This window comes from Novosphingobium sp. BL-S-34, from assembly GCF_056857015.1.
The window spans coordinates 795,515-810,657 of record NZ_JBXEPV010000003.1 but is presented as its reverse complement, the minus strand read 5'-3'; the positions used below and the strand labels follow the sequence as shown (position 1 = coordinate 810,657).

At 58.1% G+C, this 15,143-nt stretch carries 14 protein-coding genes and 2 pseudogenes; 4 read left to right on the top strand and 12 right to left on the bottom strand.

The annotated features are described in order from the left end of the window. Positions 1-456: 456 nt before the first annotated feature. The 3 genes from AC1VV3_RS26495 to AC1VV3_RS26485 form a co-directional block, all read right to left on the bottom strand. Positions 457-825 carry a hypothetical protein gene (locus AC1VV3_RS26495; protein WP_482963363.1) on the bottom strand — a complete coding sequence of 123 codons (369 nt, stop codon included), beginning with the start codon at positions 823-825 and terminating at the stop codon, positions 457-459. A gap of 67 nt (positions 826-892) precedes the next feature. Further along, positions 893-1,273 carry a major capsid family protein gene (locus AC1VV3_RS26490; RefSeq protein WP_482963362.1) on the bottom strand — a complete coding sequence of 127 codons (381 nt, stop codon included), beginning with the start codon at positions 1,271-1,273 and terminating at the stop codon, positions 893-895. Continuing rightward, positions 1,219-1,650: a DUF2213 domain-containing protein gene (locus AC1VV3_RS26485; protein WP_482963361.1), complete on the bottom strand. Its 432-nt coding sequence runs from the start codon at positions 1,648-1,650 to the stop codon at positions 1,219-1,221. The genes AC1VV3_RS26490 and AC1VV3_RS26485 overlap by 55 nt, the downstream gene beginning before the upstream one ends. A 139-nt stretch (positions 1,651-1,789) precedes the next feature. On the opposite strand from AC1VV3_RS26485, the gene AC1VV3_RS26480 reads away from it, so the two are divergent. Continuing rightward, entirely contained in the window at positions 1,790-2,161 is a 372-nt protein-coding gene (locus AC1VV3_RS26480) for a DUF6950 family protein (protein WP_482963360.1), read from the top strand. A gap of 1,312 nt (positions 2,162-3,473) precedes the next feature. On the opposite strand, the gene AC1VV3_RS26475 is transcribed toward AC1VV3_RS26480, so the two are convergent. Genes AC1VV3_RS26475 through ligD form a run of 4 tightly spaced genes read right to left on the bottom strand, consistent with a single transcriptional unit; the run spans position 3,474 to position 6,473 of the window. Then, positions 3,474-3,689, bottom strand: a complete 216-nt coding sequence (locus AC1VV3_RS26475) for a hypothetical protein (RefSeq protein WP_482963359.1) — start codon at positions 3,687-3,689, stop codon at positions 3,474-3,476. A gap of 50 nt (positions 3,690-3,739) precedes the next feature. Beyond that, positions 3,740-3,985 (bottom strand): cupin domain-containing protein, encoded by a 246-nt coding sequence (locus tag AC1VV3_RS26470; RefSeq protein ID WP_207913194.1) that lies wholly within the window; start codon positions 3,983-3,985, stop codon positions 3,740-3,742. Continuing rightward, complete coding sequence (xth, locus tag AC1VV3_RS26465; RefSeq protein WP_482963358.1) at positions 3,982-4,791, bottom strand: exodeoxyribonuclease III; 810 nt, start codon at positions 4,789-4,791, stop codon at positions 3,982-3,984. The genes AC1VV3_RS26470 and xth overlap by 4 nt, the downstream gene beginning before the upstream one ends. After that, positions 4,788-6,473, bottom strand: coding sequence for a DNA ligase D (ligD, locus tag AC1VV3_RS26460; RefSeq protein ID WP_482963357.1), 1,686 nt, complete (start codon positions 6,471-6,473; stop codon positions 4,788-4,790). Before ligD ends, xth begins: the two co-directional genes overlap by 4 nt. A gap of 351 nt (positions 6,474-6,824) precedes the next feature. Between ligD and AC1VV3_RS26455 the strand changes: the two genes are divergently transcribed. Next, positions 6,825-6,974, top strand: a complete 150-nt coding sequence (locus tag AC1VV3_RS26455) for a hypothetical protein (RefSeq protein WP_207913195.1) — start codon at positions 6,825-6,827, stop codon at positions 6,972-6,974. A gap of 977 nt (positions 6,975-7,951) precedes the next feature. Here AC1VV3_RS26455 and AC1VV3_RS26450 read toward each other — a convergent pair. Next, on the bottom strand, positions 7,952-8,161 hold the full coding sequence (locus tag AC1VV3_RS26450) for a cold-shock protein (protein ID WP_482963356.1): 210 nt from the start codon (positions 8,159-8,161) through the stop codon (positions 7,952-7,954). Between the two features lie 712 nt (positions 8,162-8,873). Between AC1VV3_RS26450 and AC1VV3_RS26445 the strand changes: the two genes are divergently transcribed. Beyond that, a complete protein-coding gene (locus AC1VV3_RS26445) occupies positions 8,874-9,056 on the top strand; it encodes a hypothetical protein (protein ID WP_132270602.1) in 183 nt (60 codons plus the stop codon). A gap of 663 nt (positions 9,057-9,719) precedes the next feature. Here AC1VV3_RS26445 and AC1VV3_RS26440 read toward each other — a convergent pair. Both AC1VV3_RS26440 and AC1VV3_RS26435 read right to left on the bottom strand, forming a co-directional pair. Next, positions 9,720-10,770, bottom strand: a pseudogene (locus tag AC1VV3_RS26440) (nucleotidyl transferase AbiEii/AbiGii toxin family protein). Next, a complete protein-coding gene (locus AC1VV3_RS26435; RefSeq protein WP_482963355.1) occupies positions 10,770-11,444 on the bottom strand; it encodes a DUF6088 family protein in 675 nt (224 codons plus the stop codon). Before AC1VV3_RS26435 ends, AC1VV3_RS26440 begins: the two are co-directional and overlap by 1 nt. Before the next feature lie 352 nt (positions 11,445-11,796). Between AC1VV3_RS26435 and AC1VV3_RS26430 the strand changes: the two are divergent. Further along, positions 11,797-12,177: pseudogene (locus AC1VV3_RS26430) on the top strand (transposase); the annotation flags it as partial. A 684-nt stretch (positions 12,178-12,861) separates the two neighbouring features. Here the strand turns inward: AC1VV3_RS26430 and AC1VV3_RS26425 are convergent. Then, positions 12,862-13,317: a hypothetical protein gene (locus AC1VV3_RS26425; RefSeq protein WP_132268993.1), complete on the bottom strand. Its 456-nt coding sequence runs from the start codon at positions 13,315-13,317 to the stop codon at positions 12,862-12,864. Positions 13,318-14,304: 987 nt separating this feature from the next. After that, on the bottom strand, positions 14,305-15,081 hold the full coding sequence (locus AC1VV3_RS26420; protein WP_482963354.1) for a hypothetical protein: 777 nt from the start codon (positions 15,079-15,081) through the stop codon (positions 14,305-14,307). Positions 15,082-15,143 lie beyond the last annotated feature (62 nt).

Genomic DNA, 15,143 nt, shown 5'->3' with positions numbered 1-15,143 from the left:
CCGACGTACGCCTCGGCCCTCGCGGCCCATGCGGCATACGGTTCTTTGGTCCAGCCTGGAGAACTCGAGGTAAATTGCTTTGAATTGGGCTAGCGGGAGGCGAGCGTGAGCCATGGTTCAAAGTGCAGGGAAAACCGCCCGCACCTTACCGCTTCGAGCTGACAGGTTTGTGCCAGTGTACCTAAGGTACTCACCAGAGCCCTTCGTGCGACCCGAAGGATTAAGTGTCATTTATAGAACCAGTTATGACGGTTGCAAATGGAATTTTTGTACCTTGATTTTATCAGTACGCGCCCTCGCCAGATCGCAAAATAGCAAAAAAATACCCGCCCCAAATAATTGGGCCGGGTAAGTTATGATAGGAAAGTTATGACTAGATTTCCCATCGGGTCGCATGTGCCAATTGGGCTTATATGGCATAGATCGCAAGAGATCAAATTGATCGATATTTGGAAATTAATAGAGATTGGCCTGCGGTAACCTTTGGGTTTTGTAAGTCAATGGGGCTGACGCTCTCGATTTTAACGACTTTGGGCCGCCACGACGATGCGAGCCGGCCCTGTATGTCGCTGACGCCCCGGGTGGCTTGGCGGGCTTCTTCAGCGTTTCGGTTTGCTTGGTAAGGTCGGCACCTGCTTTGCGCCCCGGCAGCGCCGCCTTTAGCTCTTCCACCTCACGCACCTGGTAAAGGCCAATCCCGGGCAAAGACTCTAGATACACCGGGCCGAAGCGGCCGGGCAAGGACCCCATCGCTGGAAGCCGCGTCGGCCCGTCCAGTGTTTCAAGTTGGTAGGGCAAATTGGTCACGTTCTTGATTTCGTGCATCTATCGTCTTCAACGAAAAGGTCCGTCCGGTTAAAGACGGACCTCATCTCGTTCAGGCCTTGCCCGATCAGGCCGGAGCGGGGGTAACTGCGCCGCCGTAGCTGATGGCGTTCGGGCACATGACGTCCGGCGGCCCGGTGCGGGCGATGCCCGGGACCGTGAAGTTCGGCAGACCGTCCTGGTAGACCGGCAGGAAGCGATACGGCATCGGCATCCAGGGCTTTAGCATGTTCGCGTCATAGCGGGAGGCAACCGCTCGACCGCCGCCGGGAATGTCGGCGCTGGCCTTGTTCTTCAGTTCTTCGAGCGAACGGATCTTGAGCTGCTTTCCGGTGCGGCGGGTGTATTCGTTGTTCGTTGCGATGTACTGCATGATGGTCTGGTTCGGTTTCGTCACGCCGTAGGGGGTGCCGACCATGTAATCGACGGCCGTGTCCGGTAGCAGCAAGGTGTCCTAATGGCGAGAGTCGACCAACTCGGCGGGTTATTGATAGTGAAAACGGTCGCCGCGAACGGCGCCATGCTATTGCGGCTGAAAACTTCATTTTCCGGGCGATAAGCGCGAACGACCGAGCCCTTGAAATCTTTAGGGACTCCGGCTTCGTCAGGAAGATATGTTTGGACGCCGACGCGAGCACCACGGACTTCGGCAACAAAGCTGCCGTCCGCGCAAATGCGGGCAGTCGTGGCAGCGTCGAGGGTGTCGCAGCGCTGCACATGCCCCGCACGGTATTCGCGCGCGAGGCATGGTTTCACCGCCGTCGGATCATCCGCCTCACGGCGCCAGTACCGCGTTAGCTTAGTTACTACGAGTCGCGTTGGCATGCGGTTTGAAAAGCGCGTCAGCAGTGCCGCTTTCCGAGGCCATCGATATGACACATACGATGACAACGGCGGCGACGAGCAGGAGAATGATGGCAGCCGCGATCAATTTACGAAGGAACATCGACTGCCTTTGCCGTAATTGAGGCTAATTGCCAATGATTGGCGCCGTTATGGGACACGGCCCGTCACGGCGTTCGAAACGGTCGAGATAGCGGCCGGCCGTGATGGTATGGTGCAGACCGACTGCGCCCTAGTCGCGGCCGACGCTGTGCTTGCCATGACCGGCGAAGACATAGCGGCCCCCTTCCGTGGCAAATACTCCTCAGCGGCCGAGCCGGCCCGCGCGCTCAAGCGCAGCAGCGTTGCCGATCTCAAGGCCACGTTCGACACCCTCCTGCCCCCGAAGCCGATCGGTTATCTTCACATCCAGCGGCAGCACGATCAGATCGAGACATTGGACGGACGGGATGGCGATCTCGCGGTCGCAAATAAGGGCTGGTCTACGCGATAAGCGGAGCAGGACCTCCTCCGCGCTCTTGAGCAGAGGAACGTCCTACGGCTTCAGCACAAGCTTCCCTCATCGAACAGCGCAACACCGCCGCAGCAACGCAGCTCAAGCAATGGAGGCAACCAATGCCGAGGTTAAGGAATATCGGTCTCGCCCGATCCCTGCTGACCTGCGCCGCCTGCTCCACAAAATGTGAGGTCACCTCGGCGCCGCCCCCGCCGGCTTACCAAGGCATCCCGGCAGGGCTGATAAGCCGCTGTACGGTGAACGACGTGGATATGGTCACGGCATCATGACGAGCCGGAACCTCTATAAGGACGGCTTCGAGAAGTGCGCCGCGAAGCTCAATGCAATCAGATCGCCTGACGCCGAAGCTCCAACCGTCCACTAGACAGTAAGTATTGCTGATGCCGGGATGACAGCATTTTTCATTCGCAAAATCATCAGCGCCATCGCAAGCTTCGCGTGATTCGGCTGGTCACCTTCCTCCCTTCCGGCTGATCATCAGATACGCTCCGGCGTATCGCGACCCAACACCTCACCCGGAATACCCATTTGGGTGTTTCGGGTTTTTTCGCACTCGCTATCGCATTCAAAATCAATCTAATGATTTACCGGGCTCATGCTCTATATAGCCTTTAAACATGGATATTCACAATCAGCGAAAGCTAGTCTTCGCTTTGAACCCTCCAGAAATGGAGACGTTGGATTTTTCCATTTTTGAAGGTGCGCGTGACATTTGCGCATTGGTCATCCCGGATAAGAACGGCCTTTGACTTACGTTTGTGTAGGAAACAGAGATGGATCTGGACGACGTTCTGGTTTTACCAGGTTTCAGGCGCGTCAGAGCTCGGGTTTCAGGATCGAAGGAAGGCACTCGGCATTAGGGCGGCTAAGCGCCGATCCCCTCCTGTTGGTCTCTTTGCATACTAAAGAGGCAAAGCAAAAATCCCATCGAGATATTGAGCTGATCACGGTCAGCTATCTAAAGTTGCTGGGTAATCGGTGCCCCCCGGTTATAGAGGTCGCCCTTTCCGCGAGGGGCGGCCTCTTTCAATAGAAGGCGCATCGGAACCTCGCGTGAAGTCGCCGTAGTGTAGCTGCGGACCGGGTTCGACACCGGCTGGCAAACGCCCCCACGCGTCCGCCCCCTCTTCAGCCCATAAGGGCGCGTCCATCCGCGCTGCCGCAGCGGCTGCTTCTATCACGGTGGTAGGTGCGGAGCGGCATGCGCACAATTGCCAGCAAATAGCTTGGCCTGTGCTGACGCCGCACCGCCGCGCGGGAACCCTTGAATGTGGCGATGCGAAAACGTTCAAGCCTCATACGGCTTTTGATAATCCAGTTCTGCATCCTCCAGCGCTTCCCAATCATCGCCGCGGGCGCTGCTATCCTGAAGCCATTTTCTTGCCGCCTCGATATCGCCGCCACGCGGAAAGCGCCAATCTTTCCGGCCCCTGCGGTTAGGCCTCACGACTTGGAAATCCTGGCTCGCAGAGACCGCGCGGTGACCGGTCGCCGTCGGCAGCATGGCGCATCGCCAGCTGTTACAGAAACGTTGCGCCCACCTGGCCCGCCAAGCTAAAGCGTCGCCTCGCCTGCAAAGAAGCCCAAAGCCTCATATGCGATCGAATGATAGTGGTGATAATCGAACACGCTGTCGCGCCAGTCCGGGGACCCACCGTGACCTTCGAACAGGGCCTCGAACTGGTCCGCCAGTCCATTAGCATCACCAACCAGTGCCCCGCGGTAGAAGACTACCGGCAGCCGCGAATTATTCGGTACCCAGCCCTTCTCGCTGAGCAGGAAGCTCTCGATCTTCATCACGCCTTCGCTTTCCGGGCTCGCTTTCGTTTCGGCTTGTCGGCCAACTCGATCCAGACAGGTGCATGGTCGCTGGTCTTTTCCCAACTGCGCACATGGCTGTCGACTTGCGCATCGAGCAACCGGTCGGCGAGCGCGGGGCTGAGGAGCAGATGATCGATGCGCAGGCCGGCATTGCGGCCATAGGCGTTCCGAAAATAGTCCCAGAATGTGTAGATCACGGCACCCGGATGCAGCGTACGCAGGGCATCGATCCAACCTTGGTCCAGCAGCCGGAAGTAGGCCGCCTTCACTTCGGGTGCGAACAACGCATCATCAAGCCACCGCTCCGGCTTGTAGACGTCCAGATCGGTCGGAATGACATTGAAGTCACCCGCCAGGATCACCGGCAACCCACTCTCCAGCAGCCCGGCGGCATGCTCGATCAGCCGGTCGAACCAGCGCAGCTTGTACTCGAACTTGGGGCCGGGCCGCGGATTGCCATTGGGGAGATAGAGCCCGCCAACCAGGATGCCGTTGACTGCCGCCTCGATATAGCGGCTCTGACCCAGGTCAGGATCGTCCGGAAGTCCGCGCCGCGTCTCGTGGATATGGCCGACGCGGCTTAGCAGCGCGACCCCATTCCACGACTTTTGTCCATGCCAGATGACATCATAGCCAAGGTCGCGAATGGCACTTTCCGGAAACTTCTCCTGCGGCGCTTTCAACTCCTGGAGCACAACCACATCGGGTTCTGCTTCCTCGAGCCAGCGCAGCAGCACCGGCAACCGGCCATTTACGCCATTCACATTGTAGCTGGCGATTTTCATAGGTCGGGCAAGGTCTGGTCGGCGCGCCCCCAACCGCTGAGCGCCTTCGAGCCGGCCCGCTTTACCAGATCGGTACCATCGCGGATGCTCCAGTACGATGGCTTGTCGATCATCTCCTTTTCCTTCCTGGTGATCGGTACTGCGACCGGTGCGCCTTCACGCGCGCGGACCGCAAAGGGCATGACCGCCGTCGTCCCGCGCTGGTTGCGAAGATAATCGCCGAATATGCGGCCCTTGCGCTGCACTTTTGGCAAGGCGGCGGTGAAATGCTCGGGGTCGCTCTTGGCAACTGCCTGCGCCAGCCGATGCGCAAAGTCCTTCACTTCCAGCCACTCCGCCTCCGAGACCAGCGGCGCAATCTCATGCACGCCCTTGCCGCCGGTCAGCATCGGAAAGGTCTCGAGGCCCAGGGTCTTGAGGATGTCGCAAGACTGGAAGGCGGCACTGCGCACATTCTCGAAATCGAGGCCGACATCGGGATCGAGATCGAAGACGAGGCGGTCAGCCTTCTTCACGTCTTCAATCCTCGAACCCCACCCATGAAACTTGATCGTGCCCATCTGCACACAAGTGAACAGACCCTCTGCTGTGTCGAGGAAGAGATAGGGCTCATCATGCCCGTCCTTTTCACGAATCGCGACATGCCGCACGGCATCTCGGAAACTGCCCGCGTCATGCTTCTGGAAGAAGCATTTTTTAGCGCGGCCCTGGAGGCAGCGCATAAGACTGATCGGTCCGGATCCAGCCCAGGGCAGCATGATCGGAGCAACTTGAGCGTAGTAATCCGCCAGCTCGCCCTTACTCATCTTGCCCTCGGGAAAGATGACGCGGTCGGGGTTGCTGATGACGACCGACCTGGCCGGTATCGTCGCCGCCTTCACCGGCGCCTCCGTTTCCATCACTACCGCCTCGTGCTTCTTGTCTTCGTGTAGACCCAGATAGAAGGGATGCCGGAGCGTTCCCACATTGGTCATCTCGCTAAACGCGATCTCCGCCACCCGCTTGGGTCGCAGCCAGTGCGCCCCACGAACCTCTGCGCGCGGCGCCTTCACCGCCGGCGCCTCCTGTTCGAGCGGTGCCATGACCACCATCAGGCCGATGATCTCTTGGTTGTCAAAACCGGTGCCGACCTTGCCGGCGTAACGGAGCACTCCATCCTCGGAGACGCCCAGGATCAGCGATCGGAAAAGCCGCGACTTGTCCGACGGCGTCCATCCGACCACGACGAATTCCTGACGCTTGATACATTTGGTCGTGAGCCAGCCTCCCGATCGCGAGCCGACGTACCGGCCATCGGCCGGCTTGGAGATGACTCCCTCGAGGCACGCGGCGCGGAACTGGTTTAGCAAGTTCTCACCATTGCCCGCAATGTGATCCGAATAGGGAAAACGCGACTTACCCTGAGGGAGGATCTTCGCGAGCTCCGGCTTGCGCTCGGTCAGTGCCAGCTGGGTCAGGTCCTCGCCATCGGACTCCAGTTGGTTGAACGCGAAATAGTCGATCGAGCCGGGCGCGCTTTTCAGTGCATTCTGCAGCACCTGAAAGCTGGAGCGACCCTCGGTATCGAGCACCACCGCCTCGCCGCCGCCAACGCTCAGCAGCACGCCGTAACCATCATATTTCATCTCGTGCAGCCAGCGCTTGCCAGCAGGAACGGTGTCCGCCAGCGTTGCGAGCTTCACCGCACGAACGGGCGGAGCACTGCTAGTCGAAGCTGCTTTCCTGCACGCTGGGATCACTCGCGCCATGATGAAAGGCCGATGTTCGTCATAACAACAAAAGTGCGGGAGCGACCGACTCGCTCCATCGCGTTTCGGGCTCGGCTTGCCGTCCGCCGCTATGAGTCTCATCGATCGTGGAAACTGCATTTGGACCGAGGCGTCGCCGACTTAGGTCACAAATGAAGGAGAAGAGAAATAGCAGATGACAAGACGGATCGCGGGCCGCAGAACCGCTGAGCCCCACTGCGATCTCATGCTCGGTATGAGGCCCCAGTTCGAGGGACACGATCTCGGCAGCCTGTCGCGAAACCCATGAGCAATGTATTCGCGCGCGCTCACGAGATTTTTGCCTTGATCGTCCATGCCGCCCTGCACGAGATCGGCATGGCGATGACCCGTATTGAAGTGGTCGACGGCGATCGGTCCGCGCTTGCGGCGAAGCTGCTTCAAAAGGCGGCTTAAATCTTGAGATAGGCCGCTGCCTGGCCGGTGTTGAGGAAGGGGGAGCCGCGCTTTGCAAGCTGCGCCCGGTCAACGTTGCTCGACAGTTCCATGATATCCCTGTCACGTTGCTCTGGACAGCACCAACCGCCCTCAAGGGACACTCGATTTGGAGCACAATTCCCCGGTCAGGCACGGTAGGAAACGCGTATAGCCGATTCTGGCCCCCCTCTCGAGTTCACTCGAAACTCGGTCCGATTTGCTATCGACGTAGCCTCCACCAGTTTGTCAGACGAAAGTTCTTCTTTCCTCTTTTGCCCTGGCGATACCAGTAGCCGCGCCCGCCTCCGTTCCGGCTCCGAACAGCTCTCGGGAACAGCGCTCGGCTCTCGAGGCGGCGCATAAACGGCAGAGTGATTTTGAAACGAAACTGCTGACCGAGGCCGGTGTCGGACCCGCCGAGAACCTAGCTGGTGAACAAGGGGAAGCATGGCAAATGCTGCTTGAAGAACCTTACCGCATGCTGGCCATGCCAAGGGTGCAGATCGAGAAGAAACCGTTAGCTTCCGCGGTCATTTCCATTGCCAGCAGGAGCGGGGCATCGCCGGCTGGGACCATTAGCGTACAGGAATGAGAACACCTCGCCTCGCTCGAACAGGACATCTTCAAGCCCCGTGGTTATGTGCCGTGGACACCTGCAACGCCCGGCACGAAGCCGCCGCCCCCACCGGGGATCTGCTATGAATGAACCCTGCGATTGCCCGCGATATTCCCCGCGCGAGACCTGACTACAAGCTACTCCGAAAGCGGCGGCGGAGAGAGCGTCAAACGGGAATTTGCGGCGGAAATGGCGCGACTGGCGGTCCCGGCGCAGCCGCGTTCCACCTTCGATCCCGCGAGCCCTTTCTGGTCATTTCAGAAATGCTTCGCTGCTCCCCGAGACCCGATATAACTGCTTGCGATATCGGTAGCATGCTCGCCCCCGTGACAGAATGCTATCAGCCCAAACGGCTTATATTGACAGCAGATCGCTTGCCGTTCCGCGCCGTCAGCACTTGGTAAGCCACCGCCTCGCCTGCAACAAGATTGGTTAGGCCGGAAGCTCCCAGCGCATCGGCATGAACAAAGCAGTCGCCCCCGCCATTATCCGGCGAGATAAAGCCATATCCTTTCGCAGCATTGAAGAATGCTACACGACCCGTTGGCATTGTTGCCCCCCGAACAATTCGTAGCAATCCATTGCGCGAGGATGGTTAGAGGGTCAACGCAGTTAACTTTTCAGATTTCTCGAAATGAAACAACTTAGTGTTCACTTATGAACACTAAGTTGTTTTGTACTTGGTCGGCGCGCAGCAGCTCCTTTTGACTTCAGCTGGCGGTGCTCCTCGCAGAGCCATTTCCGGGCGATAGGCAGACCTTGAGGAACGGTTTCAGCGGGCACCCGAACCGCCAGGCCGTAGCGAAGCGCAGGACCGGAATTGGCCGCGAGGAGCCTCCCCCGGCAGGCGAGGAAATAAGGGCCGGTCGGCGCCGCAAACAACAGCAGGAAGAGCCGGTTGGATTTTCGGCGGACCGGGCCGCTGACCGCCACCGGCACCGGTTGCTCCGAACCGCGTCTAGGGTGACATCACCGCACATCCGCGCCGTGTCCATTTGGGCGCTGGAACAGCGCTGCCATAATACCCTGGATACCGGGCGCTCTCGAAATTCGAAAACCCTGTCGTGTTTCCCGGAGTAAAACATAACGGAACAACCCAAGTTCAAAAAGCGCCAATACCTAATCGTTCCCCATAATAGAAACCGGCACATCTTCTCACAGAGCTTTCACAAATCTGAAAATCCGTGTTATTACCGATAGGGGCAGCGAACGGAATAAGCGCAAATACACCTGAAATATCGCTTGCCAACTAGGAGAAATCGATGCGCGAGCTGGATAGCCGTGATGGAATGCGCCATGATTTGGCGTCGCGCGGGCTTGAGGACGAGATCTGCGAGACGGACAGCTTGGCAAAAGCGCAGCAAAAGGCCGCTGATGCCGATCGCTTACGGCGCAGATCGGCAGGCCGGGTTACGTCGCTTCCGATACCGTTCTTTCGCAACTGAGCCTTTACACGGCAGCCGCCCCAGACCGAGCTCTGATGTCGCAGCTTACCGCTTGACGGCAGCCACGCTCGGATGTTTTTCGATATGCACGACATTCGCCGCGGCATAGACAGCGATCAGGATCGTCAAGGCAACGACGGCGACCCGTAGGAGCGTTTGTCCGGCCCGATTCGATATCGGGGTACGACGCGCCAGCGCCCTTCGTTCACGCATCTATACGCACCTCATGATTCCTATGTCCCGGACATCTGCGATCCAGTGCGGCGATAATCACATGCGTGGCCGGGAAATTCCAGACCTCTTTAGGATCACCACGCGATCGGCACCTGAACCCGGATTCCATGAGGAAGCCAAGGCCGGCACTGAAGGCTTCGGCGTTGCACCGCCTTTGCGTGCACCTCGCAGAAAGGAAATGGCGAGCGAGCCATCCGTTGCGGTCAAGACAAGCACACCTAGCCGGAAGCCGGTGCGAGGCCGACGCTAATGAAGGCATCGGAAAGTTATCGCGAGGTCTTACTATACCATTTAATCTTTGGGTTTCTGCACGCCGTTGAACGAGCTTATGCCCGCATGACGGGATGGTTCGAGTCCTTCAGACATCCGGCTGCTCATGTCAGGAATACATTTACGAATTTCGAACAAGAGGAACGCCATGGGTGTTAATTAGGCGGCTGACTCATTCAATGAGCGCTGGAGCGTATCGACGGTCGCGAGGATGGCATCGAAGTCCGGCACATCGCCGAAGATCATGCCCGCCATAGCAGCATAGTCGCGACGGAGGTCAGCGATCATCGCATCGGTCGGCATCATGGAGAAGCTGCCGGGCTCTGCATGGGCAAGATCGAGGTCGCGGCTGTTGAAGAACATACGGGCGTGCGCGACGCAATCCCTGCCTAGGTCTGGGTCAGCCATCGCTGAAGCGCCCGCTCCGGCGATCATCAGTTGGTGCACGTCGTAATAATGGCGCGAGACACGTTGGCCGCCCACACGCAGAACTTGACGGGCATCGAACCAACGGCGGAGGCCATGCAAAATGACGACCTTGTCCCAGAAAGTGCGTTCCGCGTCGACGATAGTCACGTTGGCGACTGTCAGATCGAGGGCTGGTAGATCGTCGGCGAGATAGGGAACGACGCTATGCCGGGCGTGAGGATCAAGAGCGGATTTTGCCCCGGATTCCATTTTGACGGCTTTGCGGATGTAGCCATCCGACTCGGCGGTCATGCTTGGATACCACAGGAGAAGGCTCTGGGCGCTTTCATCGTCCTGATCGAGTTCGACCTTCGCGCCCGCCATGCCCTCGCCGACTGCACTGACTAGCGTCTCCGATAGCTGGGCAATCAGGTCTCCGCCTATGAAGGCCTGGCATGCCGCCTTGATCGTCGAGCTTTGCCTGTCGCTTCTTACCGGACATCTCCTCCAGCGCCTCGACGCTTGCATCTTGGCCGATGTCTTCGCGAAACACGGTGATGTCTATGTCTTCGGAGAAACGCTGGATCAGGCCGAAGCCCTTCGAAAGTGACGTGCCCCCTTTGAACAGGAAGCGCGGGCCGTGGGACGCCGGACCGTTGAACAGCGCATCAAGGGTCCAGCAAACCCAGAAATCCTTCTCGATATTCTGGGGCGCAGTGCCGAGCCGCTGCCCGGCGCCGATAAACACATCCCGTCGATCCGCCGGGTCGGCCGCAAGGAACTGGGCGTAAGCGGGATTCATTATGATGCACGCTTGGTTATAAGACGGTTGGCTGACGCGGTAGCCGGCATCGTATCGCGCAGGATATTTTGCATCCAGAGGGGGAGCGTCAGCATATCGGCCTGGAGGTCGTTGACGATGTCGGCGCCGTGATCGGGGTGGGCGAAGATGTTGCGCAGACGCTTGGCAACATCCGGATCGGTATCGCCCCCGGCGTCGTGCAACCAATGCAAGGCCTGAACGACCCGCATCGCTGGCCGCCCAGCCCAATGAAGCCGACTTGGCGCAGTGGTTTTGAAATCGATCTTGAGGTTGCCGAGCGTGACGGGGTTCAACCTTGCGTCCGTGTGGACGACGATACGAGCAGGGACTGCATCGGATAGTCCTAGATCGTTGGCTGCGGTCACGCCATCGACGAGCACACGGGCCTGGTCCCGGCGAGCCAGCGCATCGATGACGGCCCGGGGATCGGGGTGCGTGGGCTTGCCTGTAAGGGGGTTAAGTTTCGGCTTGTCATAAAGGCCGCGGGCAATCCTGCGGGCGGCACCATTGCGTGTCATTCGATGGAGCACTTGGTCGACGGCATCGCGAGAACCGAGATCGAGAAAATCCTGCGGCGTCCAGACTGAATGCGCGCCGCCGGAGACCATTCGGTCCGATATGGCACTTTTGAGATCGAGGCCCGGTCCACGCATAGCCACTCCTTTGTCAGAAGCGTGTATACGCAATTCTGACAAATCACAAGGTGAACTTGTCAGATTCGTGATGCGTGTTTCTGACAAATTACGCGAGAAACAGGCGCCGTTGCAACGCAGCGCCATGTTGGAACTGGCGGGACGAATGGAAACGATGATGGATGAACACGGACTCAGAAGAGCTTTCGTCCGGGCAGCCTAAGCGATTGATTTGACCGCCAAATCATAAACTTACGAACTCGCCTGAAACATTCATAGCACGATCTGATTCGTGGAAAAGGCTGGACGTGAATGGACAGGGCGGTTCGAGTCCGCTGGGGCATTGGGCGGGTTGGAGCTTTGTCCGAAATACGTGATGACCATCCCCGGGGTAGGTGTGGCCACCGCTACCGGCTTCACGACAGCGATCGAGGATCCGGCCAATTTCGCCAGATCGCGTTCCGTTGGAGCGTGGGTGGGCCTTACGACCAGGCGCTTCCAGTCCGGCGAAGTGGACTATGATGGGCATATTTCCAGGCGCGGCGACGCGAACCTGAGAGCTCTGCTTTATGAAGCAGCCTCGGTAATCTTATCTCGAACTCACGCGGAAAGTGATCTGAGAACGCGGGGTCTGAGACTTCGCGAGAAACTTGGATTCAAACGAGCTGCGGTTGCCGTCGCGCGCAAGCTGGCCATTATCATGCACCCCATGTTAGAGTCCGGGAAGAAATTCAACCAGCACGCCGCCGCGTAACTAGCAGTTTTTTTCTGGCGGCGCGGTAGAGAAGCGCGGCCAGGCGTCCCTGCCGGGACGTGAGGTGGCCCATTGCGTGAGGTGGCCCATTCCGTGAGATGGCGTTGCACCGTCAGCCGAATTGGCGCGTGCGTTTTTGCACATTGGAAAGGCCGCTCCGCGAAATACCCATCATGCAGCGACTTGTATCGACTGCGAAGACGACCGTGATCCCGGCAATCGCCGCTGCAACCCAGAAAGCCCTTGCCATGAGAGCCGCTATTAGACGACGCGGCTCCACACTTGGCACCGGCGCTTCGAGAACGATCCAGCACATCGCTGGCTGCGCGAAATGGTCCGAGCACTGTGTGTTTCTGAAGAGCGAGCGGCGGTATTGTAGCGCGGACTGGGAGAGGTCATTCTCTCAAGCCGAGAGCCCACAAACGGGACGTTGCACCCTCGTCGTTTCGGCTGCTCCCTGATCGCGGCCGCCGTTTCACTCGATTAAGGATGAACCTGAACAACATTTCGTGGGACCTTGTATCCCCTCCGGTTCTAAGCGTGCGACTCAAGAAAGCCGTGGCTCCCAGCGTATAGCTTGCCACCGGTCCTATGACGGCGATGCGCATGTTGGCGCCCTACAGCCCGCCAAAAAAAATACTCATGAGCGAACACTGGCGATGTGCGTTATCCAGCGTTCCTAAATTACACGTGAGTGCTGCCGAAACCGGGACGGATGCGATGAGCATCTTCCTTTACGTCAATGGCACGCTGACCCGTCACTACGTCCACCATGCAGTTGTAAAATTCCAAGGCTTCGTAAGGCGTCGTAAGTGGCAGTTGCACTTTTGCGCCGAGCAAGGCGTTCGCCGCGTCTTCTTCGGTCGCATCGCGAAGTTGTATCAGCAGAACCTCCGCACGGGCCTTGCTGTCATCAAGTTCGTTACCAAGCAGATCAGCGACCAGACTCACGAAGTCCTGCCGCTCAGGCGCTTGCGGATTTGCACGTAGGAAGTCCTCAATCGAGATTTTCGAGATAGCGCCGCCTGATGAGCGGTTCGCTTCATGCACCACCGTGGTTTTATCGGTGCCGTTTCCACGGGCCAGATACCACTGGTCGCCGTTGGAGCTGAGGGAGAAAAGCAACATCGGATGGGTCATGGCAAATTCAACTCCGCAAGTGCCACGAGGTAACGCTGGGTGGGTTCGTTCGTCATAACCACCGCCCTCGTACGCGTTAAAAGATGTACTGCCGGACGATGTCCGCGATCAGCTTGTCCGAGAAAACCTAAAGCATCTCCTCGGCATCTTCCCGGCCTAACGCAAACACAATGCGTGCCGCCCCTCGGAAGAGGCTCGCCCCTACTGATTGAAACGTTGTGCTCGCCGCTTTGCCGTTCGACGTTTGCCTGCGGGAGATCAATGTTGAGCAGACGGCTATGATGCGATCCTCAGATCTCAATCAGGCTACAAGTCAAGGTTGTGCGAGCTTCTGACCCAGCCGTCTGCTGCGCATGCACCAATGCGGAACTGATGGTTGCTGATCCGATACGCCCTAATGCCGGCTGCGGCGAGGTGACGCGTTCTTGCAAGACTCGTTCCAGCAGCGCTTGCGCGCATAAGCGATAACTGGTGTTCGAAATACTGATGGTTGAGATCCATGACAACACCCCTTCTTACAAGCGGGAGCACTATGGTCTCTCAGCCGCCGGTGCTTATTCTCCGATACCAGCGATTATAGGTATGTAGGGAACGAAATTTATATTTCAATGGAAGGCTTGTTATAAGCGCAATAAATAGCCGTCGCGCGCACGGAAAAATTAGATCGCTGTATTATGCTCATTTTTATTGCGTGCGCAGGCATCGTGCCCGCGCGCATGTGCGCTTTACCGCGTATTGCGTGTTAAATTTTGCTTATAGCTTGGCGTCGCTCCCGGCTTTTGGGCCGATCACATGCACGTGCAATTACCGGACGGGCAACTTTCTACGCTTTCCCGAGCAGCCCGAAATTCTGGAATCGGCTCTCATCGAAGCCCATGAATGGGTAAACGGATGGACCGCGCTTGGGAGCAGAAATTCGATGACGGAACGGCCGAGACGGCTCGTCAATTTCGAGGGGCTTAGTCCTCATGGCCAGCTACACTACCATTAAGAGGTTGGGAACGGCGGGGACTGGTAGACAAGCGGTGGGACAAGCGCACCGGGCGTCCCGATCACCGCATGCTCATAGATGGATGCAGCGAACCTACTGCGGCCCAACGTCTCAGTGGCTAATTGTAGAAGCAGAAGTGAAGTAAGGCCCAACCACCAGGCCGGATGCACCTTTCCGTAGCGCCGCTTGTCCCGCACGATGCCCGCCACCGGGAACGCGATCATGCCAACGAAGACTGCCGTCAGCATCGAATACATGAACAGCGGGGCCGGCAGCAGCCTTCCAAATGAGGGACCCATGATAGCCGCCATGCCGCATATGACCAAGCGTGGATGCCACTCACGGTCGCGCCGCTTTAACACGGCACCGATCAATAATGCCGCGAACAGCATTACACTGAGCGGGTTCATCAGCAAAAACTGCGCGGGTAGGAAGAAGAATGGCACTGCCGCCTTTTGGGCGCTCCATACCGTCGACAGTGTGCCGACGACCACCATGGCCAGAGCCCAGCCAAGGGCTAGCCAACCTAATTTGCGATGAAGCCCTATCGATCCGGTCGCGGCGAGTGACACCTGCGAGACGAACAGCAAGACCCAACCCATGAACAATATGGCGTGGATATGCACCGAAACGGGAGCACGAAACGACGATATGCCCATCACTGCAAAGAACGAGAACGCGCCAACATTAATGAGCGCCATGACGATTGCAGTGATGGCAAAAAAGCGCGTCTCGGCTACGAAGAACCGCTGTCTCAAAATTGCTGAATCCATCCCACCCGTCCCGTAGCTTGAATCTGCCACGGCAAAATATTACAGTATTTTCCCGTTCGTGT

What these genes read in the sequence shown, in the direction of transcription:
- AC1VV3_RS26485 (WP_482963361.1), bottom strand. Translation starts at nt 1,650, where the DNA reads ATGCCAACGCGACTCGTAGTAACTAAGCTAACGCGGTACTGGCGCCGT.
- AC1VV3_RS26445 (WP_132270602.1), top strand. Translation starts at nt 8,874, where the DNA reads ATGCGCGAGCTGGATAGCCGTGATGGAATGCGCCATGATTTGGCGTCG.
- AC1VV3_RS26425 (WP_132268993.1), bottom strand. Translation starts at nt 13,317, where the DNA reads ATGACCCATCCGATGTTGCTTTTCTCCCTCAGCTCCAACGGCGACCAG.
- AC1VV3_RS26435 (WP_482963355.1), bottom strand. Translation starts at nt 11,444, where the DNA reads ATGCGTGGACCGGGCCTCGATCTCAAAAGTGCCATATCGGACCGAATG.
- AC1VV3_RS26495 (WP_482963363.1), bottom strand. Translation starts at nt 825, where the DNA reads ATGCACGAAATCAAGAACGTGACCAATTTGCCCTACCAACTTGAAACA.
- AC1VV3_RS26455 (WP_207913195.1), top strand. Translation starts at nt 6,825, where the DNA reads ATGAGCAATGTATTCGCGCGCGCTCACGAGATTTTTGCCTTGATCGTC.
- AC1VV3_RS26475 (WP_482963359.1), bottom strand. Translation starts at nt 3,689, where the DNA reads ATGCTGCCGACGGCGACCGGTCACCGCGCGGTCTCTGCGAGCCAGGAT.
- xth (WP_482963358.1), bottom strand. Translation starts at nt 4,791, where the DNA reads ATGAAAATCGCCAGCTACAATGTGAATGGCGTAAATGGCCGGTTGCCG.
- AC1VV3_RS26450 (WP_482963356.1), bottom strand. Translation starts at nt 8,161, where the DNA reads ATGCCAACGGGTCGTGTAGCATTCTTCAATGCTGCGAAAGGATATGGC.
- AC1VV3_RS26420 (WP_482963354.1), bottom strand. Translation starts at nt 15,081, where the DNA reads ATGGATTCAGCAATTTTGAGACAGCGGTTCTTCGTAGCCGAGACGCGC.